19 protein-coding genes are annotated in these 19,836 nt (G+C 68.6%); 8 read left to right on the top strand and 11 right to left on the bottom strand.

Annotated features, from left to right (window positions below; translation table 11 throughout):
- Positions 1 to 33: 33 nt before the first annotated feature.
- Complete coding sequence (locus tag FGD71_RS33910; RefSeq protein ID WP_119104414.1) at positions 34 to 1,200, bottom strand: HpcH/HpaI aldolase/citrate lyase family protein; 1,167 nt, start codon at positions 1,198 to 1,200, stop codon at positions 34 to 36.
- 200 nt (positions 1,201 to 1,400) lie between these two features.
- Here FGD71_RS33910 and FGD71_RS33905 point away from each other — a divergent pair, with 200 nt between their 5' ends.
- On the top strand, positions 1,401 to 2,273 hold the full coding sequence (locus tag FGD71_RS33905; protein ID WP_119104413.1) for a TerD family protein: 873 nt from the start codon (positions 1,401 to 1,403) through the stop codon (positions 2,271 to 2,273).
- A gap of 23 nt (positions 2,274 to 2,296) precedes the next feature.
- Here FGD71_RS33905 and FGD71_RS33900 read toward each other — a convergent pair whose 3' ends face one another.
- The 6 genes from FGD71_RS33900 to FGD71_RS33875 all read right to left on the bottom strand — a co-directional run bounded on the left by FGD71_RS33900 (position 2,297) and on the right by FGD71_RS33875 (position 6,917).
- Entirely contained in the window at positions 2,297 to 3,034 is a 738-nt protein-coding gene (locus FGD71_RS33900) for a TerD family protein (RefSeq protein ID WP_119104412.1), read from the bottom strand.
- Between the two features lie 104 nt (positions 3,035 to 3,138).
- Positions 3,139 to 4,287: a DUF475 domain-containing protein gene (locus FGD71_RS33895; RefSeq protein WP_119104411.1), complete on the bottom strand. Its 1,149-nt coding sequence runs from the start codon at positions 4,285 to 4,287 to the stop codon at positions 3,139 to 3,141.
- A gap of 75 nt (positions 4,288 to 4,362) precedes the next feature.
- Positions 4,363 to 4,938 (bottom strand): TerD family protein, encoded by a 576-nt coding sequence (locus FGD71_RS33890; RefSeq protein ID WP_119104410.1) that lies wholly within the window; start codon positions 4,936 to 4,938, stop codon positions 4,363 to 4,365.
- 153 nt (positions 4,939 to 5,091) lie between these two features.
- Positions 5,092 to 5,667, bottom strand: a complete 576-nt coding sequence (locus FGD71_RS33885) for a TerD family protein (protein WP_119104469.1) — start codon at positions 5,665 to 5,667, stop codon at positions 5,092 to 5,094.
- A gap of 113 nt (positions 5,668 to 5,780) precedes the next feature.
- On the bottom strand, positions 5,781 to 6,239 hold the full coding sequence (locus FGD71_RS33880) for a peroxiredoxin (protein WP_119104409.1): 459 nt from the start codon (positions 6,237 to 6,239) through the stop codon (positions 5,781 to 5,783).
- A gap of 240 nt (positions 6,240 to 6,479) precedes the next feature.
- Complete coding sequence (locus FGD71_RS33875; RefSeq protein WP_181359325.1) at positions 6,480 to 6,917, bottom strand: DUF3052 domain-containing protein; 438 nt, start codon at positions 6,915 to 6,917, stop codon at positions 6,480 to 6,482.
- A 444-nt stretch (positions 6,918 to 7,361) separates the two neighbouring features.
- Between FGD71_RS33875 and aceE the strand changes: the two genes are divergently transcribed.
- Positions 7,362 to 10,109 carry a pyruvate dehydrogenase (acetyl-transferring), homodimeric type gene (aceE, locus tag FGD71_RS33870; RefSeq protein ID WP_119104408.1) on the top strand — a complete coding sequence of 916 codons (2,748 nt, stop codon included), beginning with the start codon at positions 7,362 to 7,364 and terminating at the stop codon, positions 10,107 to 10,109.
- A gap of 167 nt (positions 10,110 to 10,276) precedes the next feature.
- A complete protein-coding gene (locus FGD71_RS33865) occupies positions 10,277 to 11,083 on the top strand; it encodes a potassium channel family protein (RefSeq protein WP_119104407.1) in 807 nt (268 codons plus the stop codon).
- 117 nt (positions 11,084 to 11,200) lie between these two features.
- Here FGD71_RS33865 and FGD71_RS33860 read toward each other — a convergent pair whose 3' ends face one another.
- Positions 11,201 to 11,509 carry a small hydrophobic protein gene (locus FGD71_RS33860; protein ID WP_119104406.1) on the bottom strand — a complete coding sequence of 103 codons (309 nt, stop codon included), beginning with the start codon at positions 11,507 to 11,509 and terminating at the stop codon, positions 11,201 to 11,203.
- 375 nt (positions 11,510 to 11,884) lie between these two features.
- A complete protein-coding gene (locus tag FGD71_RS33855; RefSeq protein ID WP_119104405.1) occupies positions 11,885 to 13,507 on the bottom strand; it encodes an MFS transporter in 1,623 nt (540 codons plus the stop codon).
- Between the two features lie 155 nt (positions 13,508 to 13,662).
- Here FGD71_RS33855 and FGD71_RS33850 point away from each other — a divergent pair, with 155 nt between their 5' ends.
- From FGD71_RS33850 to FGD71_RS33840, 3 genes are all read left to right on the top strand, one after another.
- Positions 13,663 to 14,307 carry a TetR family transcriptional regulator gene (locus FGD71_RS33850; RefSeq protein ID WP_119104404.1) on the top strand — a complete coding sequence of 215 codons (645 nt, stop codon included), beginning with the start codon at positions 13,663 to 13,665 and terminating at the stop codon, positions 14,305 to 14,307.
- Between the two features lie 306 nt (positions 14,308 to 14,613).
- Entirely contained in the window at positions 14,614 to 15,840 is a 1,227-nt protein-coding gene (locus tag FGD71_RS33845) for an alpha/beta hydrolase (protein ID WP_119104403.1), read from the top strand.
- Positions 15,841 to 15,906: 66 nt separating this feature from the next.
- Positions 15,907 to 16,788, top strand: coding sequence for a DUF4429 domain-containing protein (locus FGD71_RS33840; protein ID WP_181359324.1), 882 nt, complete (start codon positions 15,907 to 15,909; stop codon positions 16,786 to 16,788).
- 55 nt (positions 16,789 to 16,843) lie between these two features.
- Here the strand turns inward: FGD71_RS33840 and FGD71_RS33835 are convergent, their stop codons facing one another.
- Together FGD71_RS33835 and FGD71_RS33830 are read right to left on the bottom strand one after the other, a co-directional pair.
- A complete protein-coding gene (locus tag FGD71_RS33835; protein WP_119104401.1) occupies positions 16,844 to 17,860 on the bottom strand; it encodes an aldo/keto reductase in 1,017 nt (338 codons plus the stop codon).
- Positions 17,860 to 18,339 (bottom strand): MerR family transcriptional regulator, encoded by a 480-nt coding sequence (locus FGD71_RS33830; protein ID WP_119104400.1) that lies wholly within the window; start codon positions 18,337 to 18,339, stop codon positions 17,860 to 17,862. Before FGD71_RS33830 ends, FGD71_RS33835 begins: the two co-directional genes overlap by 1 nt.
- A 98-nt stretch (positions 18,340 to 18,437) precedes the next feature.
- Between FGD71_RS33830 and FGD71_RS33825 the strand changes: the two genes are divergently transcribed.
- Together FGD71_RS33825 and FGD71_RS33820 are read left to right on the top strand one after the other, a co-directional pair.
- On the top strand, positions 18,438 to 18,920 hold the full coding sequence (locus FGD71_RS33825) for a GNAT family N-acetyltransferase (RefSeq protein ID WP_119104467.1): 483 nt from the start codon (positions 18,438 to 18,440) through the stop codon (positions 18,918 to 18,920).
- Between the two features lie 25 nt (positions 18,921 to 18,945).
- A complete protein-coding gene (locus FGD71_RS33820) occupies positions 18,946 to 19,767 on the top strand; it encodes a serine hydrolase domain-containing protein (protein ID WP_119104466.1) in 822 nt (273 codons plus the stop codon).
- The last annotated feature ends 69 nt before the right edge of the window (positions 19,768 to 19,836 follow it).

Here is a 19,836-nt window from a genome sequence, read left to right as displayed (position 1 = left end):
TCCCTGTGTTCGGCCTTCATCAAGTCCTTGCGTTCAGCCGGGCAGCCCGGCGGCGAGCAGCTCCACGAAGCCGGTGTCCTCGTTCGCGACGCCGAAGACCTCGGCACGCTGCAGGGTGCGCTCGGCCCAGGCGCGGTGCGGCTTCACCTCGTTCATCTTGTTCGTGTACGCGGACCGCAGGACACCCCCGCCGCCGCGCTCGGGCCGCAGGATGTCCTGGGCGTCGCTGAACTCCTCGTGGCTGACCACGGACAGGGCGTGCACGGGCAGCACGTGCGAGGGGTGGATGCAGGTCTTGCCCTGCAGTCCGTTGGCCCGGTCGAGGGCGATCTCGCGCAGCAGGCCGTCCATGTCGTGCTCGATCAGCGCGTTGCGCAGGTCCTCGGCCTCGGGGGTGAAGGGGCTGCGGCGCAGCTGCGGCTTGAACATGCGCTCCTGGACGCGGAAGTACTCCCACACGGGCCCGGTGACCGTGAACCCGGTGCCGTCGGCCCGCGCGAGCACGTTCACCACGTCGGCGATCACGGAGGCCACGATCTGCACGTCGTACGCGGTCATGTCGGGGGCCCTGCGCAGCCCGTAGGAGGAGCAGAAGTCGGTGACGCCGAGCCTGAGCGCGAGCACTCTGTCACGGTACTTGTCCACGGCGCGGAATATCCCCTCCAGGGTCCCCGCGCGCGACTCCATGTACAGCAGGTCGGGCGATTCGAGGACCGGCATGGCGAACAGACGCCGTCCGCTCGTGGCCTCGGCCGCGGTGAGCGCCTCCAGGAACGGCACGCCCCGCTCCTCGGTGAACTTCGGCAGTACGAATCCGGACAGCAGCCGAGCCGAGGAGCCGAGCCGTGCGACGAGGCCCGGGATCTGCTCGGGGGTGCGGACGCGGACGAACAGCAGCGGCAGCTCGGTCTCCGGGCAGCGCTCGGCCAGATCACGGAACTGCCGGATCAGGTTCTCCTCGGCTTCCGCGACGTCCGCGTCGTCGATGGAGTCCTCCAGGCACAGCACCATCGAGACGACTCCGCGCCCGGTCTGCTTGACGATGTCCTCGGCCAGCCGTGTCCTGGTCGCGGGGCTGTAGAGGGTTGCGCCGAGGGCCACGGAGAGGACCGCGGCCGGGGAGTCCGCGGTGAAAACGCAGGGCTCCTGGTGGAACAGGCGCTGCCGCACCTCCGGGGCGATGTGCCCGAAATGACGCATAAGACTCCCCCGAGTCGGCTAGGCGGCTGACAATATGTGGCCGGTAATAGTACGTAGAGATCCATGTCAAGAGTTCCCACTGGGCATGAAGTTCAGGTAACGCGGAAAAACCGAGCCATGTCGCCCCTGCACACTTCCGGCCCAGTGTGTCGGGGCACCCCGCGTTGTCGTGACCAGGACCGAGAAGGCAGGATGATCGCATGACGCACGCGATGCTGAAGGGGTCGAACGTCCCGCTGGACGCCGCCGCGGTGCGCGCGGTGCTGCGATGGACGCCGGGACAGGGTGTCCCGGACGTGGACGCCTCGGCGCTGCTCCTCGGGCCCGACGGTCGCGTGCGATCCGACGAGGACTTCGTCTTCTACAACCAGCCCCGGCACCCCTCGGGCAAGGTCTGGCGGCTCGGCAAGAAACGCGTCGCCGAGGGTCTCACCGACACGATTCAGTCGGATCTGGCGGCCGTTGACAATGGTGTGGGACGAATTCTCCTTGTCGCTTCGGCGGACGGCGTCACCTTCGACCGGGTCCGCGCACTGCGGATCCTGCTGTACGACGCCGCGCTCGCGGACGCCGAACCGCTGGCGTACTTCGACATCAAGCCGGAGACCGGCGAGGAGACGGCGCTGATCTGCGGCGAGCTGTACCGGCGTGGGGACGGCTGGAAGTTCCGGGCGCTCGGCGAGGGCTATTCGAACGGTCTGGAGGGGCTGGCGAGCGACTTCGGGATCTCGGTGGACGAGTCCGAGGCCGCGGCTCCCGAGGGCGCTGCTCCCGGCGGCTCGCTGCCACTGCCGCCGGAGCAGCCCACCGCGGTGCCCCAGCAGTCCGCCTACGGCTTTCCCACGGAGTTTCCCACGGAGCCGGCACGGCATCCCGTTGCCCAGCCGGCGTACGGCTATCCGCAGCCGACCAGCCAGCCCGCGTACGGCTATCCGCAGACCGCGCCGCCCCAGCCCGCCGCCGCGGCAGCGTCGGCGGCCGCGCAGCCCGCGTACGGCTATCCGCAGCCGGTCGCGGCACTGCCCGAACCGGAGTTCAGGCTGCCGCCGCAGGGGCCGCAGTTCCTGCGGTGAGCGCTGCCCCGTAAGGGCGGCGCTCAGCGGTCGACCTTCGACTTGTAGCCGCGGCCCCACTGGAGCCCCCAGCCGTAGAGCCGGTCGAGTTCGGCCTGGAAGCCGTACACGAACTTCACCTCGCGGCGCACCATGAGTTCGTTCTTGATGTTCTCGATCATGACCACCGCGCAGGACCGTGCCTGCGGGTGGCGCTCGTCGAGACCCACCTCGATCCGGGGGCCGTTGCTCGGGTACAGCGTGACGTGGGCGTGCGTGCGGTCGAAGGCGGGTGTCTGGTCGTAGATGTAGACGAAGACCAGGAGCCGCTTGATGTCGTCGCGGTGGTCGAGATTGACGAAGATCGTCTCCCCCGAGCCCGAGCCGAAGCGGTCGTCGCCGCTGAGTTTGACGTACGGCGCCGAGTTGAGCTCGCCGTAGAAGCCGCCCAGCGGCTGGACGACGCCCTTGGTGCCGTCCGAGAGCTCGTACAGGCAGCCCAGGTCGAGGTCGACGTTGACCATGCTCTGGGTGTGCGCCTGCACGACGTCGGGCTTGAAGGCCTGGAAGGGGTGGCGCAGCAGGCTGCTGCGCCGCCCGCCGCCTATGTCGGAGGTCCGCATCCGCCAGGACAGGTTGATGCGCAGGTTGCCGGTGGCCGCGCTCTGTTTGGTGAGCGACACCGCCTGGTGCCGTTTGGTCAGCGCTATGGCGTTGGTCGCCGCGCTGCCCGAATCGAACTGCGTCGACCGCCCGCGCCACAGATCGTCCCAGAAGCTCATTCCGCCCCCACGCTTACCCGTTCTCCTCGACAAGACGACGGGGCGGCCCCGAGGAACCCCTCGACGGCCGCCCCGCTACAGAGCGTTCCTCGCACGGACCGGTGTCACACCCCGGACTGGACTTCAGCCTTGTTGTCGTCCGAGGTGTCAGCTTTTCCCTCGGCGGCCGCCAGTGCCCGGTTGCGGCGTACCGATGACCAGAACGACCAGCCGATCAGGGCGACACCGACGAGACCGGTGATGACCTCGTGGATCTCGTACTTGATCGTGATGAGCAGGATCGCGGCGAGGGCGCCGATGGCGTAGTGCGCGCCGTGCTCCAGGTAGACGTAGTCGTCGAGAGTGCCCTGGCGGACCAGGTAGACGGTGAGCGACCGGACGTACATGGCGCCGATGCCGAGGCCGAGGGCCATCAGGACGATGTCGTTGGTGATGGCGAAGGCGCCGATGACGCCGTCGAAGGAGAAGGACGCGTCCAGGACCTCGAGGTAGAGGAACATGAAGAACGCGGCCTGGCCGCCGAGTTTGACGGCCGAGACCGGCTTGCCCTTGGCCTTGGCCTTTTCCTCTTCCTCGTGCTCGCGTTCCTCCTCTTCCTCGAGCTTGTTCTCGAAGAAGCCGGAGAGGCCGCCCACCACCATGTACGTGATCAGACCCGCGATACCGGAGAGCAGGACCGTCTCCGCCTTGTCCGCGTGCCCGGTGGACAGGTGAGCCTCGGTCGCCAGGGTCATCGAGGTGATCAGCAGGATGATCAGCGCGATGCAGGCCGACAGCATGTCGATCTTGCCGAGCTTGGCCAGCGGGCGCTCCAGCCAGCCCAGCCACTTGATGTCGCGGTCCTCGAAGATGAAGTCGAGGAAGATCATCAGCAGGAACATGCCACCGAAGGCGGCGATCGCCGGGTGAGCGTCGGTGACCAGCGCCTTGTACTGGTTCTTGTCGGACAGGGCCAGGTCGACGGCCTCGATCGGGCCGATCTTGGCGCTGATCGCGACGATCACGACGGGGAAGACCAGTCGCATACCGAAGACGGCGATCAGGACACCGATCGTGAGGAAGATCTTCTGCCAGAAGGCATTCATCTTCTTCAGGATCCCGGCGTTGACCACCGCGTTGTCGAAGGACAGCGAGATCTCGAGGATGGACAGGATCGCCACTACACCGAAGCCCGTCCACCCCCCGTAGAGCACCGCCGCGACCAAGCCGAGCGCGGTGACCGCGAACGACCAGCCGAAGGTTTTCAGAACCACTGGCTACCCCATCGTGTGTTGGGGGGCTACCCCCGGACGAAGTCCGGTGAGGGTCACCCCCCGCCGTACCCGGCTTTACGAAACATTGACTCCGAAGTCTAGAGCGATGCCTCGGAGGCCTGACGCGTACCCCTGCCCCACGGCCCGGAACTTCCATTCGGCGCCGTATCGGTAGACCTCGCCGAAGATCATCGCCGTTTCGGTGGAGGCGTCCTCGGAGAGGTCGTAGCGGGCGAGTTCCTGGCCGTCGGCCTGGTTGACGACACGGATGAAGGCATTGCTGACCTGGCCGAAGGTCTGTCCGCGGTTGTCGGCGTCATGGATGGAGACGGGGAAGATGATCTTGTCGACGTTGGCGGGCACCTTGGAGAGGTCGATCAGGATCGACTCGTCGTCCCCGTCGCCCTCACCGGTGAGATTGTCCCCCGTGTGTTCGACCGAGCCGTCCGGGCTCTTGAGCTGGTTGTAGAAGATGAACCACTCGTCACCGAGCACCCGTCCCGAGTTGCACAGCAGGGCGCTGGCATCGAGGTCGAACGGCGCTCCGGTGGTGGAGCGGGCATCCCAGCCGAGCCCGATCATCACCTGTGTGAGGTTCGGTGCGGCCTTGGAGAGGGAGACATTGCCCCCCTTGGCGAGCGTTACGCCCATGATCCTGGTCCTCCCCGGTCAAGCCTTCGGTTGTCGAGCGCGTCCGGCGCCGCACTCGATGTGTGCGGCGCCGGACGGGAAGAGATGATGCGGCCGGTTCCCGTCGTCACCCTCCGGGTCTCTCGACGGGAAGGTGACGACGGGGCCCAGGATTCAGACGTTGACGCCGAAGTCCTGCGCGATGCCGCGCAGGCCCGAGGCGTATCCCTGGCCGATGGCGCGGAACTTCCACTCCGCGCCGTGGCGGTACAGCTCGCCGAAGACCATCGCGGTCTCCGTCGAGGCGTCCTCGGAGAGGTCGTACCGCGCGATCTCCGCGCCGCCGGCCTGGTTCGCCACGCGGATGAACGCGTTGCGGACCTGGCCGAACGACTGCTGGCGGGTCTCGGCGTCGTAGATCGAGACCGGGAACACGATCTTCTCGACATCGGCCGGAACCGCGGCGAGATTGACCTTGATCTGCTCGTCGTCGCCCTCGCCCTCACCGGTGAGGTTGTCACCGGTGTGTTCGACCGAGCCGTCCGGGCTCTTCAGGTTGTTGAAGAACACGAAGTTGGCGTCACTGCTGACCTTGCCCTCCGTGTTCGTCAGGATGGCGCTGGCGTCGAGGTCGAAGTCGGTGCCGGTGGTGGTGCGGATGTCCCACCCCAGACCGACGATGACCGCGGTAAGGCCCGGCGCCTCCTTGGAAAGCGATACGTTGCCGCCCTTGCTGAGGCTGACTCCCACGAGTCCTCCCATTGGTGTCCAGGGGCGGGGAGCCCCGTAGTGCGTTGGTATCGGATCAACGTGTCGATCCTAGTGACGGGTTCCCCGTCCACGCAGGCCCTGCGCCCGAAGAATCACAGAGTGTCCAGTGCCTTCACGTACTCGTTCAGGTCACGCGCGTCCGGCAGGCCGTTGACGACGGTCCAGCGGACGACGCCCTCCTTGTCGATGACGAAGGTTCCGCGCACCGCGCATCCCTTGTCCTCGTCGAAGACGCCGTACGCGCGCGAGGTCTCGCCGTGCGGCCAGAAGTCGGACAGCAGCGGGTACTCCAGGCCCTCCTGCTCGGCGAAGACGCGCAGGGTGTGGATGGAGTCGTTGGAGACGGCGAGCAGCTGGGTCTCGCGGTCGGAGAACTGGGGCAGGTTGTCGCGCAGGGCGCAGAGTTCGCCGGTGCACACGCCCGTGAAAGCGAACGGGTAGAAGAGCAGCACCACGTTCTTCTCGCCACGGAAGTCGGAGAGCTTCACGGTGGCGCCGTGATTGTCCTTGAGCTCGAAGTCCGGGGCCTTGGTGCCGACCTCGATCGCCATAGTCCTGCGTCCTTCCCTGGGGCTGTTCTCCTGGGCTGTTCTGACGAGCCCCAGCCTACGCAGTGATCAGCCCACGGCCCGAGTCCGGCCCCACAAGCTCCGGCCCCACAAGCACGGACGCCGGAAGGGGCCCGCACGTTGCGAGCCCCTTCCGGTCTGACGAGGACAAGGCCGTCCCGGCCGAAAACGAGGTCTGGGGGCGGCGAAGCCCCCGGACATACGGCCGGCCCCAGCGGATCGCTACCGCTTGGACTTGGCTGCCTTGGGCGTGGCCAGCCGACTGCCGCTCCAGTCCTTGCCCACGCTGATGCTCTTGGTCTGGGAGAGACCCGCGGTCGTAGCGGCTTCGGCGATGTCGCTCGCCTCCACGTAGCCGTCTCGGCCGGTCTTCGGCGTCAGCAGCAGGATGGCTCCGCCCTCTTCGACGTACGTGGTGGCATCCACCAGCGCATCTGTCAGATCGCCGTCGTCGTCACGGAACCAGAGCACCACGGCGTCGGCGACGTCGTCGTACTCCTCGTCCACGAGCTCGCTGCCGATGACTGCCTCAATGGCCTCGCGGAGCTCCTGGTCGACGTCGTCGTCGAAGCCGATCTCCTGGACCACCTGCTCGGGCTGGAATCCCAGCCTGGCGGCCAGGCTCGTCCGCTCCTCCGCGTGGTCCGCGGTCGCGCTCACGGGTTGCCTCCTGATCATGAATGGGTAGATGTTCAGCCACGCGCGTGCGCGAAGCATTGGCCGTAGTCCACACGGGCGGGACGGATCGCGCAAGTACCCGGCCGTCGAGACCGCCGAAACGGTGACGATCCTGGCCGTGTCGCCGCAACTCCAGACAGCGAATCACAGCACCTGGTGACGCACACCACAGCGATCCGCCCGGTTTGTGGATTTCGGAACGCTACGAGGGTACGAGAACCGAATGGGTTTGCGGAACGCGTCGCAGGTCGGGCATATCGTTGCGATTTACCCGGCCCGCTCCGGGGGAACAGGGCGAACGCCTCAGTTACCCCTCGGTAGAGATGACGTTTTCGTTCCCGAGGTACACGATGGGGAGCGGTGCAGACACCTAGGAAACAGAGAAGAAAACCGAGAAGAACGGCCCCCTGAAAGCGAAGGAACAGCGTGGCTTCCGGACCCGATCGCAACCCGATCATCATTGGCGGCCTTCCGAGTCAGGTACCTGACTTCGATCCCGAAGAGACCCAGGAGTGGCTCGACTCGCTCGATGCCGCCGTCGACGAGCGCGGCCGCGAGCGTGCCCGCTATCTGATGTTGCGCCTCATCGAACGGGCCCGCGAGAAGCGCGTGGCCGTGCCCGAGATGCGCAGCACGGACTACGTCAACACCATCGCGACCAAGGACGAGCCGTATTTCCCCGGCAACGAGGAGATCGAGCGCAAGATCCTCAACGCGACCCGCTGGAACGCCGCCGTCATGGTCTCGCGCGCCCAGCGGCCCGGCATCGGGGTCGGCGGCCACATCGCCACCTTCGCCTCCTCCGCCTCGCTCTACGACGTGGGCTTCAACCACTTCTTCCGCGGCAAGGACGAGGGCGACGGAGGCGACCAGGTCTTCTTCCAGGGGCACGCCTCGCCGGGCATCTACGCCCGCGCGTTCCTCCTGGACCGCCTCTCCGAGCAGCGGCTCGACGCGTTCCGCCAGGAGAAGTCCAAGGCCCCGCACGGACTTTCGTCGTATCCCCACCCGCGGCTGATGCCGGACTTCTGGGAGTTCCCGACGGTCTCCATGGGCCTCGGCCCGCTGAGCGCGATCTTCCAGGCGCGGATGAACCGCTACATGGAGGCGCGCGGCATCGCGGACACCTCCAAGTCCCACGTCTGGGCGTTCCTCGGCGACGGGGAGATGGACGAGCCGGAGTCGCTCGGGCAGCTGTCGATCGCCGCGCGCGAGGGCCTCGACAATCTGACCTTCGTCGTCAACTGCAACCTGCAGCGGCTCGACGGGCCGGTACGCGGCAACGGCAAGATCATCCAGGAGCTGGAGTCGCAGTTCCGGGGCGCCGGCTGGAACGTGATCAAGCTGGTCTGGGACCGCACCTGGGACCCGCTGCTCGCCCAGGACCGCGACGGCGTGCTCGTCAACAGGCTGAACACCACGCCCGACGGCCAGTTCCAGACGTACGCCACCGAGACCGGCGCGTACATCCGCGAGCACTTCTTCGGCGACGACCACCGGCTGCGCGCGATGGTCGAGAACATGACCGACGACCAGATCCTGCACCTCGGTCGCGGCGGTCACGACCACAAGAAGGTCTACGCGGCGTACGCGGCGGCCAAGGCGCACAGCGGCCAGCCGACCGTGATCCTCGCGCAGACCGTCAAGGGGTGGACGCTCGGCCCGAACTTCGAGGGCCGCAACGCCACGCACCAGATGAAGAAGCTGACGGTCGCCGACCTCAAGGGCTTCCGCGACCGGCTGCACCTGCCGATCTCCGACAAGGAGTTGGAGGACGGCCCGCCGCCCTACTACCACCCGGGCCGCGACTCGGAGGAGATCCAGTACATGCACGACCGCCGCAAGGGCCTGGGCGGTTACGTCCCGACCCGTGTGGTGCGCTCGAAGCCGCTGGACCTGCCCGAGGACAAGACGTACGCGAGCGTGAAGAAGGGCTCCGGTCAGCAGTCGATCGCCACGACCATGGCGTTCGTACGGCTGCTCAAGGACCTCATGCGGGACAAGGAGATTGGCAAGCGGTTCGTGCTGATCGCGCCCGACGAGTACCGCACGTTCGGCATGGACTCGTTCTTCCCGAGTGCGAAGATCTACAACCCGCTGGGCCAGCAGTACGAGGCGGTGGACCGCGATCTGCTCCTCGCGTACAAGGAGTCGCCGACCGGTCAGATGCTGCACGACGGCATCTCCGAGGCGGGCTGCACGGCATCGCTGATCGCGGCGGGTTCGGCGTACGCGACGCACGGCGAACCGCTGATCCCGGTGTACGTCTTCTATTCGATGTTCGGTTTCCAGCGCACCGGTGACCAGTTCTGGCAGATGTCCGACCAGCTGGCGCGCGGTTTCGTACTGGGTGCGACGGCCGGCCGTACGACGCTGACCGGTGAGGGCCTCCAGCACGCGGACGGCCACTCGCAGCTGCTCGCCTCGACGAACCCGGGCTGTGTCGCGTACGACCCGGCCTTCGGGTTCGAGATCGCGCACATCGTGCAGGACGGTCTGCGCCGGATGTACGGCTCGGACGACGAACACCCGCACGGCGAGGACGTCTTCTACTACCTCACCGTCTACAACGAGCCGATCCAGCACCCGGCCGAGCCCGAGGGCGTCGACGTGGACGGCATCCTCAAGGGCATCTACCGCTTCAGCCAGGGCACTTCGGGTTCCATCCCGGCGCAGATCATGGCGTCCGGCGTCGCGGTGCCGTGGGCCGTCGAGGCGCAGCGGATCCTCGCCGAGGAGTGGAACGTCAAGGCGGACGTCTGGTCGGCGACCTCCTGGAACGAGCTGCGGCGCGAGGCCGTCGAGGTGGAGGAGCACAACCTCCTGCACCCCGAGGAGGAGCAGCGCGTCCCGTACGTGACGCGGAAACTGACCGATGCCGAGGGCCCGTTCGTGGCCGTTTCCGACTGGATGCGGTCCGTTCCTGACCAGATCGCGCGCTGGGTGCCCGGTACGTACCAGTCGCTGGGCGCGGACGGCTTCGGCTTCGCGGACACACGCGGTGCGGCGCGGCGCCACTTCCACATCGACGCGCAGTCGATCGTGGTCGCGGTCCTCACCGAGCTGGCCCGCGAGGGCAAGGTCGACCGTTCGGCCCTGAAGCAGGCGATCGACCGCTACCAGCTCCTGGACGTGGCGGCGGCCGATCCGGGCGCGGCCGGCGGCGACGCGTAAACGCTCTGCCAGGGCCGGGCGACGACGTGCGGGTGCGTGGGGGCTGGGCACACAGTTCCCCGCGCCCCTCGCGGGGCGCGCCCCGCGAGGCCGGATCACAAGCAAATACCGGGTGGGGGCGGCGGGCCACGGGCCCGTCGCCCCCTCGCGTTTTCTACGATGCGGGCATGAACGAACGATCGGCACGCGTCCGTTGGGAGCAGCGCACACAGCAGCCGCTGCTGGGGCTCGCGGTGGTGTTCGCCGTCGCCTACGCGGTACCGATCGTGTGGCCCGCCGCCGGCCGGGACGTGAGGGCCCTGTGCACGGCGGCCGAGTGGGGGGTGTGGGGCGCGTTCGCCCTGGACTACCTCGTACGGCTCGCTCTTGCCGAGCGGCGCTGGGAGTTCGTCCGCACGCGCTGGCTCGACCTGGCCGCGGTACTGCTGCCACTGCTCCAGCCGATGCGGCTGCTGCGGCTCGTCTCCACCCTGCTGCTCGTCGGGCAACGGGCCCGGCTGGCCACACAGATACGGCTGACCACGTATGTCGTGGGCGCCGTGGTGGCCCTGCTGATGTTCGGCTCACTCGCCGTGCTGTCCGTCGAGCGGCAGTCGCCGGACGGCAACATCAAGACGATGGGGGACGCGCTGTGGTGGTCCTTCACCACGATGACGACCGTCGGGTACGGCGACCACGCGCCGACGACCGGGCTCGGCCGCGTGATCGCGGTCGGGCTGATGCTCTCCGGGATCGCCCTGCTCGGTGTGGTCACCGCGAACATCGCGGCCTGGTTCATCGCCCGCTTCGAGTCGGACGACGTGGAGGAGCGTCGGCAGACGGCCGCGATCGAGTCCCTCGCGGAGGAGGTACGGGCCCTGCGCGCGGAGGTGGCCGCCCTGTCGGGCGTGCCAGGCGTGTCAGGCGTGTCAGGCGTGTCAGGCGTGTCGGGCGGCAAGGTGCCCCGTCCGGGGGTGGCGGCGGAGGAGCCGTAGCGCGTGGAACAACGAGGAGGGGCCCTCGGCGTGTGGTACCGAAGGCCCCTTCCGTCCGGCCGCGCACCTGTGCAGGGTTCCCCGGCGCCGGGCGGTCTTTCCCTCACATCCCGCGGATCAGAACATTCCGTTCGCGGGAGCCGCTGTCCCGACGATCACCATGAGCGCCAGGACAGTGTCGATTGCGCCCAGTACGAGGGCGATCAGCGCCGGTACCGGACGGGCGCCGTTCCAGCGGCGCCCCATGGCGAGCCATCCGCAGACGACGGCCACCGGGCCGAGGAAGATCCCCAGTACGAAGAACCCGGCGACCGCGCAGATGGCTCCGATGACTCCGAGCGTCGCGCGATCCGGCCCGCTCCGATGCCACGTCCGGCTCCGTGAGCGGGGGTGCCTGCGCGTGGTGTGACTGAAGCCCGCCATCATCAACTCCCTGGAACTCTGAGCCGGCCGGATTGCCGGCCGGTTCGGGCTCGGTGCGGCGGGTACCCCGGTTCCCTCGCTTCAGACCTCCCGCTGGTTTTCCTCACAACTGCGGCTCTTTTCCCAGGCCCTGGCGCGCCGCCCCCCTCCGGCAGCGCGCCGCGGCCTCACCGACGTCCGTGGCGTACGGATCAGTTGCGCCCTCACTGTGACCGGCGGAGCACCGCGTACAAAAGTCGTACGGGCAGGCGTCACCCTGATAGGCGAAAGCCCCGCCGGGGCGAGGTGACCCGACGGGGCTTCAGATGTGGGCGTGGCGGACCCGGTTGGGCACGCTGCACGGGCGGCGCGGACCCGGGGTGATCCGACCGACGCCCCCTAGATGTGCCCCGCCCCCGCGCCGGCGGCGTCCGCGTTCTCGCCCCGCTTGGTGAGGAAGGCGACGAGGACCGCCACGACGGCGACCCCGGCGGCGACCAGGCTGGCCAGGCTCATGCCGGAGATGAATGTGTCGTGGGCGACGCCCGTGATCTTCTCGGCGATCGGGGCCGGAGTTCCCGGCGGCACCGGCGCGGCGCCGACCTGGACCGCCTCGGAGGCCTGGTGGAGCTGGGCCTCGGTGAGCGGCGGGAGCTTGGCGTCCGCCCAGTTGCCCGCGAGATCACTGTCGACCTTGGAGGCCATCACGGCGCCGAGGACCGCCGTACCGAGGCTGCCGCCGATCTGCATCGCGGCCTGCTGGAGACCGCCGGCGACACCGGAGAGCTCCATGGGCGCGTTGCCCACGATGACTTCGGTCGCGCCGACCATGACGGGTGCGAGGCCGAGGCCGAGGAGGGCGAACCAGATCGACATGACCCCGCTGCCGGTGTTCGTCTCCAGCGTCGATATGCCGTACATCGCGACGGCCGTGCAGACCATGCCGCCCGCGAGCGGGATGCGCGGCCCCGTCTTGGTGATCATGGCGCCCGCGAGAGGGGAGCCCACGATCATCATGCCGGTGAGCGGCAGCAGGTGCAGGCCCGCGTCCACCGGGCTCATGCCGTGCACGTTCTGCAGGTAGAAGGTGACGAAGAACAGGCCGCCCATGAAGGCGATGGCCATGAGGACCATCAGCACCACACCCGCCGACAGCGGTACGGAACGGAACAGGCCCAGCGGGATGAGCGGCTCCCTGACCTTTGTCTCCCAGAACGCGAACAGGCCGAAGCCGAGCACGGAGATGCCCAGGAACGCCCAGGTCATACCGTCGCCCCAGCCCCACTCGGGGGCCTTGATGATCGCCCAGACCAGGCAGAACATGGCACCGGACAGCAGCCCGATGCCCAACACGTCGAAGGAACGCGGGGCGTTCTGCGCACGGTGGTCGGTGAGGATCACCAGGCCGAGGACGACCGCGAGGATACCGACCGGCACGTTGATGAAGAAGACGGACTGCCAGCTGACATGCTGGACGAGCAGGCCGCCGAGGATCGGGCCGCCGGCGGTGGAGGCGCCGATCACCATGCCCCAGATACCGATGGCCATGTTCAGCTTCTCGGCCGGGAAGGTGGCCCGCAGCAGACCGAGCGCGGCCGGCATGAGGAGCGCGCCGAACAGGCCCTGGAAGACGCGGAAGACGACCACCAGCGCGATGCTGTCGGAGAGCCCGATCGCCGCGGAGGCCGCGGCGAAGCCCACGACACCTATGAGGAAGGTCTGCCGGTGGCCGAACCGGTCGCCGAGCTTGCCCGCCGTGATCAGCGTGACCGCGAGCGCGAGGAAGTAGCCGTTGGTGATCCACTGGACGTCCGCGAAGCTGGCGCCCAGGTCTTTCTGGATGGCCGGGTTGGCGATGGCCACGATGGTGCCGTCCAGGGCCACCATCATGACCCCGACGGCCACGGTGATGAGAGTGAGCCAGGGATGGCCCCGCAGCCCCCGGTCCGGTGTCTGCTCCGACGGGGCGGTCGGCGCCTTGCCCCCCGTGCCCGTCGTGTCGACAGTGGTCTGACTAGTCATGCGTTCGAGGCTAATGACAGCCACTGACAATTGACAAACCAATTCACAAGTCGGTAACTGTCACGTGGCTCACACATAGGTCAACCTGGAAAAACAGCTTGAAAAACACAATGGGAACAAACGAGTCGGGGCATACGGTTCGGAGGGAAGGACTCATGGACACGGCGACACGGCCGGGGCTGCGCGAGCGCAAGAAGCAGCGCACCCGGGACGCGCTGGTGAGGGCCGCCCTGGAACTGTTCACGACCCAGGGCTACGAGCAGACGACCGTCGACGAGATCGCCGACGCGGTCGATGTGTCGCAGCGCACGTTCTTCCGGTACTTCGCGGGCAAGGAGGACGCCGCCTTCGCCATCCAGCAGATGGCCGAGGCGCACTTCGTCGACCTGGTGCGCGAACGCCCACCCCACGAAGGCCCGTTGGAGGCGCTGCGCCGGGCAGTCCTGGAGGGCTGGGACACCTTGAACGAGGCCATCGAGAGCGTGGTCCCGCTCGAACTGCACATGCGCACCTACCAGTTGATCGAGTCGACACCCGTACTGATCGCCGCCCACCTGCGCCGGTCCGCGGAACTGGAGGAGCAGCTGGCGCGGCTGATCGCCGGGCGCGAGGGCCTGGACGTGGACGCCGATCCGCGGCCGCGGGTGGCGGTGGCCGCGTTCAGCGGTGTGATGCGGGTGACCGGGCGACTGTGGGGCGCGGGCGAGGACATCAGCGTCGAGGCGATCCGTGAACTGACAGCCACGCATCTCGACCAGCTGGGGCCCGCGTTGACGGAGAACTGGCATACGGGGAACTGACACACGGGGAACTGACGAGCGGAGACCTCACGGTGGGTAACCGCCACGGAGGACACACAGGGAATGCACCCGGAGTACACCCGGGGTGCAGCCGGAGTGCAGTCGATGTGCAGCGAAATACACACCGAGTAAGCCTCGTCGCACGGCGAGTCACCGCCGCCGCCTACGTGTGGCACCTCAATTGTGCACGTAGCGTGACTCTTTAACTCCCACTGAGCCCGCTTTGCCCCAATTACCCGGCGAGAAACGTGATCCCCCTCACTCGGTTAACGCGAGACACTCTCGTTCTCTTAGTGTGTCCTCCCAGTGACTTCCTTCGACTCCCCTCCCCAACTCAACGTCTGGCGCGCACTGCTTGCGCTGGCCGTCGTCTTCGTCATGCTGGCGACCACCGGCTGGACCGCGATCCGTAACCACAGAGGGCCGGCGACACCGCTCGAAGCCTCCCTCTCCGCCTGGGAACGCGGTGACCTCGGCGGACGCCGGCTGCCGGACGCGGACGCCGAGCCCGCCCGCCTCGCGCGCTTCTTCGCCTCGCTCAACGTCCAGCAGCGCACGCGGCTCGCCACCCGCTATCCCCTCGCGGTCGGCAACATGAACGGGGCGCCGGTGAAGCTCCGCTACCGCGCCAACCGTGTCGCGCTCGACCAGGCGCGCAAGGTCGAGCGGAAACGCATGCACGACGACCGGCTCTCGCCCGCCGGGCAGCACGAGGCGGGTCGCCGTATGCATCGCTTCGAGGACCTGCTGCAGGAAGGCCGCCAGATCCTCGCCTTCGACCCGAACGGCTCGGGCCGGGTCGCCGAGGTCTTCGGAGACCTCGGCAAGGCACAGCGCGTTTCGGTCGTGGTGCCGGGTGTCGACAGCGACCTGCTCAACTTCCAGCGCACCGACCGCGAGTACTCCGCGCCCGTCGGCATGGCGAAGTCGCTGTACGAGGCGGAGCGTGCGGCGAGCACCGACTCGGGCACGCGCACGGCCGTGATCGCCTGGGCCGACTACACGGCGCCCAGCGGGGTCGGCATGGACGCGGCCACGGCGATGCGCGCCGAGGACGGCGCGGTCCGGCTCAACGCCCTCGTCCGGGCACTGCCCGGCCGCATGCCGGTGGCGCTGGTCTGCCACAGCTACGGCTCCGTGCTCTGCGGAGTCGCCGCGCGCACGCTGCCGTCCCGGGTCTCCGACATAGCGGTCGCGGGCAGCCCCGGGATGCGCGCGGAGAAGGCCACGCAGTTGCGGACCTCCGCCCGCGTGTGGGCCATGCGGGACTCCGACGACTGGGTCCAGGACGTGCCGTATCTGGAGGTCGGCGGGCTCGGTCACGGCGCCGACCCGATGTCCCGGGCCTTCGGGGCGCGGGTGCTGTCCGCGCAGGGAGCGAAGGGCCACGGAGGTTATTTCGTGCCGGGAACGGAGAGCCTGCGGAACTTCGCGGAGATCGGTATTGGCGCATACCGCGCTGTGCGCTGTGCACACGAGAATGTCGTGTGCTCGAAGGGTTTGTCCGACGTGGCTGAAGCCGGACGCGCGTAGAGGACGAAGAAACGACGGCCCGCACGGGGAGGGACGAGGAAGCTCATGCCGCATACGATGGCCCGCATGGGTGACGTACTGGCCGGATTTCATGCCGCCTGGGAGTTCGAGTCCGACTCCGTGCTCATCCGCTTCGAACGGGGGATTCGTACACCGAAGCTCTTCCAGGCGCTCGGCGAGCGCCGCATCCCCCTCGAGGCGATCGCGGCGGTGACACTGTCCCCGGGCAAGCGCGGGACGGTCGTTCTGCGCGCCGAACCGAGACCGGGCGCGGATCCGCTCATGGAGGCGGCCGCGGGGCAGCTCAAGGAAGCGTGCGATCCCTACCGGCTCGTGCTCCCCGGCGAGCGCGAGACGCTCGCCGAGTACTACGCGGACGAACTGCGGTCCCTGCTCGTACACGACGACTCGCTCGACGGCCCGGAACCGGCCGAACGCTTTCTGGTGGCCCCGCCGGAAGCGCCGCTGCAGTTCAAGGCGTACGACGGGAAGGCGTCCTTCGACGGCAAGCAGGTGTCCTTCCGGTGGTTCTGGACGGGCGCCTCGTCCGCCAAGTGGAAGTCGGGCGACCAGAGTTTCGCCGTCTCGGAGCTGAGCGGGGTCGAGTGGCGCTCCCCGGAGGTCTTCGAGGGCCATCTGCGCCTGCTGCGCAGCGACCCGGCCCCCAGCCAGCCCGCCCAGGCCGACCAGGACCCGGCCGCGGTCGTCTTCGGCCTCGGCTACGGTCCGGTCCACGAGTCGCTCCCCTTCGCGGCCTCGGTCCTCGCGGCGGTACGCGCGGCCGGTTCCGCCACGAAGAGCGACGGCCCCGCCCACGCCACAGCCCCGCGCCGCGATCCGGCCGACATCGCCGACCGCATCCGCCACCTCGGCGAACTGCACCAGGCGGGGCTGGTGACGGACGAGGAGTTCACGTCGAAGAAGGCGGAGCTGCTCGCGGAGCTCTAGCGCTCCGCGAGCGGCTCCGCCGGATTGCTTCCGCGGCCTTCTTACTTCCGCGGCCTTACTCCCGGCCCGCCGACGTGAACCTCATGTCCGCGTAGCGGTCTCCGGCGACCTTGGAGGCGATGGGCTCCAGCAGCGCCAGTTCCTCGTCGGTGAGGACCAGGCGGGTCGCCGCCGCGTTCTCCTCGACGCGCGTGCGCTTGCGGGTGCCCGGTATCGGGACGACCGCGAGACCGTGGACCTGCGCCTGCTGCTGGGCCCAGGCCAGCGCGACCTGACCCGGCGTCGCCCCGTGCGCCTCGGCGACCGTCCGCACCGGCTCCAGGAGTTCCGCGTTCGCCGCCGCGTTGTCGCCCGTGAAGCGCGGCATCGTCCGGCGGAAGTCGTCGGTGGTCAGGTCCTTGTCGGCGTTGGCGAAGGAGCCCGTCAGGAATCCACGACCGAGCGGCGAGTACGGCACCAGGGCCACACCCAGCTCCCTGGCCGCGGGGACCACCGAGTCCTCGATGTCGCGGCTGAACAGCGACCACTCCGACTGCAGGGCCGCGATCGGGTGCACGGCCTGCGCCGCGCGCAGCTCCGCGCCCGTGACCTCGCTGAGCCCGAGATGCTTGACCTTGCCCTCACGGACCAGCTCGGCCATCGCGCCGACGGTCTCCTCGATGGGGACGTTCACGTCGCGGCGGTGCATGTAGTACAGGTCGATCACGTCGATGCCGAGGCGCTGAAGGCTGGCCTCGACGCACTGGCGGATGTACGGCCGGTCGTTACGGATGGTCCGCTTCGTCGGGTCCTCGTGGTCCAGGGACAGGGCGAACTTGGTCGCGAGCACGACCTCGTCACGGTGCGCCCTGACGAACGGCGACACGAACTTCTCGTTCTCGCCGAATCCATAGACGTCCGCCGTGTCGTACAGCGTGACGCCGAGTTCCAGCGCCCGCTCCAAGGTGGCCCGCGCCTCGTCGGCGTCCGTCGGGCCGTACGCGAAGCTCATGCCCATGCAGCCGAGGCCCTGTACGCCGACCTCGGGGCCGCCCCTGCCGAGTTCCACTGTGCTGATCTTGCTGTCCGTCATCAGGACCTTTCCGACGCCGGGGCACGCCCGGCGTCCCCGTAGAAACTGATCTTGTGGTCCAGTACCGCGAGGGTGTCCTGGAGTTCGGCGATCCGGGCCCGTACGTCACGCCGGGTCGCCTCCAGCAGCTCGCAACGCTCCTGGTAGGTGTGGTCGCCCTCGCGCACCATCTCCGCGTACCGCACCATGTCGGCGACCGGCATCCCGGTCAGCCGGAGCTTGCCGACCAGGTCGAGCCAGTCCAGGTCGCGGTTGCTGTAGCGGCGCTGCCCGGTGTGCGAGCGGTCGATGTGCGGCATCAGCCCGATCCGCTCGTACCAGCGCAGGGTGTGCGCCGTCAGACCGGTGAAGGCCACCACCTCGCTGATCGTGTATTTGTCCTGCCCCGCTGGTCGCCGGTGCCCGGCGGGGGGCGAGGAACAGACGCTGGTCCTGGTGCCGGCCTCAGCGGCCGCGGCCGTGGTCTCCATCACCGTCATGGCCTCAACGCTAGAACCTTGGAGCGCACTCCAAGCAAGGGAATTTTGGTGAGAAATCCCTGCGACCCACCACGGCTGCGGCCGCTACCGTGCGGCGCATGAGCCTCGTACACCGTGCCACGCCCCAAGACGCCGAGGAACTGCTCCGGTTGCGCCAGGTAATGATCGACTCGGTCTTCACCACGGACTCGTCCTCGAACGCGGCCACCGACTGGCACGCCGAGTCCCTGCCGACCGTACGCCGCCGACTCGCCGATGCCGACGGGGGCTTCGCCGCCTTCGTGATCGACCACCCCGCGCGTCCCGGCGCGCTCGCGGCGCTGGTGGCCGGGACCATCGAGTACCGGATCGGGCGGGCCGGGAACCCCCACGGGTCCGTCGGGTACGTGTTCAGCGTCGCCACCGACCCGGACGTGCGGCGCCGCGGTTACGCCCGCGCCTGTATGCGGACGCTCCTGGACTGGTTCCGGGCGAAGGGCGTCCCGCACGTCGACCTGAACGCCTCCGCCGAGGCCGAGCCGCTGTACGCGTCCCTGGGCTTCGTCCGCAAGCCGGACCCCTCGATGCGACTGAAGCTCTGAGCCGCTTAGGCTCGTGTGCATGTCCTTGTCCTTGCAGAGCCTGGCGCTGATCGAGAACTGGCCCGTCCCCCACGCCGCCGCGGCCGTCGTGCGCGCGGACGGCACGCTGCTCGGGGCGCACGGGCCCACCGGGCAGCGGTTCGCGCTCGCCTCGGTCACCAAGCCGCTCGCGGCGTACGCGGTGCTGGTCGCGTACGAGGAGGGCGCGATCGAGCTCGACGAACCGGCCGGGCCCGAGGGCTCGACCGTCCGGCATCTCCTCGCGCACACCAGCGGTCTCGCCTTCGACGAGCACCGGGTGACGTCGGAGCCCGGGCTGCGGCGGCTGTACTCCAACGCCGGGTTCGAGCAGCTCGGGGACCATGTGGCGAAGGCGACGGAGATTCCGTTCGCGGAGTATCTGCGGCAGGCGGTGCTCGAACCGCTCGGGATGACGGGGACGACGCTGGACGGGTCCCCCGCCAAGGACGGTGTCTCGACCGTCGACGACCTGGTCCGCTTCGCGGCCGAGGTGCAGGCGCCGCGGCTGCTCGATCCGCGGACGGTTGCCGAGGCGATGACGGTGCAGTACCCGGGAACGAAGGGTGTGCTGCCGGGGTACGGGCACCAGAACCCCAACGACTGGGGGCTCGGTTTCGAGATCCGTGACGCCAAGTCGCCTCACTGGACGGGGGGTTCGTCCTCGCCTCGGACGTTCGGGCACTTCGGGCAGTCCGGTACGTTCCTGTGGGTCGACCCGGTCGCGGGCGCGGCTTGCGTGGCCCTGACGGACCGGGCGTTCGGGCCGTGGGCGGTCGAGGCGTGGCCACCGTTCACGGAAGCGGTGCTCTCCGAGGTGCGCGGCTGAGTACGGCGCCGGGGCGGTTTTTTCGCCCCCGCCGCCCCTACCCATTCCCGTCCCCTGGGGCTCCGCCCC

It is taken from the genome of Streptomyces sporangiiformans, assembly GCF_005768555.2.
GTDB lineage: Bacteria > Actinomycetota > Actinomycetes > Streptomycetales > Streptomycetaceae > Streptomyces > Streptomyces sporangiiformans.
This window is presented reverse-complemented; position numbering and strand designations above follow the sequence as displayed.

Excerpts from the sequence above, each read along its gene's own strand:
- FGD71_RS33890 (WP_119104410.1), bottom strand. The coding sequence starts at position 4,938 with ATGGGCGTAACGCTCGCCAAGGGGGGCAATGTCTCCCTCTCCAAGGCC.
- FGD71_RS33855 (WP_119104405.1), bottom strand. The coding sequence starts at position 13,507 with ATGACTAGTCAGACCACTGTCGACACGACGGGCACGGGGGGCAAGGCG.
- FGD71_RS33825 (WP_119104467.1), top strand. The coding sequence starts at position 18,438 with ATGAGCCTCGTACACCGTGCCACGCCCCAAGACGCCGAGGAACTGCTC.
- FGD71_RS33910 (WP_119104414.1), bottom strand. The coding sequence starts at position 1,200 with ATGCGTCATTTCGGGCACATCGCCCCGGAGGTGCGGCAGCGCCTGTTC.
- FGD71_RS33900 (WP_119104412.1), bottom strand. The coding sequence starts at position 3,034 with ATGAGCTTCTGGGACGATCTGTGGCGCGGGCGGTCGACGCAGTTCGAT.
- FGD71_RS33850 (WP_119104404.1), top strand. The coding sequence starts at position 13,663 with ATGGACACGGCGACACGGCCGGGGCTGCGCGAGCGCAAGAAGCAGCGC.
- FGD71_RS33880 (WP_119104409.1), bottom strand. The coding sequence starts at position 6,239 with ATGGCGATCGAGGTCGGCACCAAGGCCCCGGACTTCGAGCTCAAGGAC.
- FGD71_RS33905 (WP_119104413.1), top strand. The coding sequence starts at position 1,401 with ATGACGCACGCGATGCTGAAGGGGTCGAACGTCCCGCTGGACGCCGCC.
- FGD71_RS33865 (WP_119104407.1), top strand. The coding sequence starts at position 10,277 with ATGAACGAACGATCGGCACGCGTCCGTTGGGAGCAGCGCACACAGCAG.
- FGD71_RS33860 (WP_119104406.1), bottom strand. The coding sequence starts at position 11,509 with ATGATGGCGGGCTTCAGTCACACCACGCGCAGGCACCCCCGCTCACGG.
- FGD71_RS33830 (WP_119104400.1), bottom strand. The coding sequence starts at position 18,339 with ATGACGGTGATGGAGACCACGGCCGCGGCCGCTGAGGCCGGCACCAGG.
- FGD71_RS33840 (WP_181359324.1), top strand. The coding sequence starts at position 15,907 with ATGGGTGACGTACTGGCCGGATTTCATGCCGCCTGGGAGTTCGAGTCC.
- FGD71_RS33835 (WP_119104401.1), bottom strand. The coding sequence starts at position 17,860 with ATGACGGACAGCAAGATCAGCACAGTGGAACTCGGCAGGGGCGGCCCC.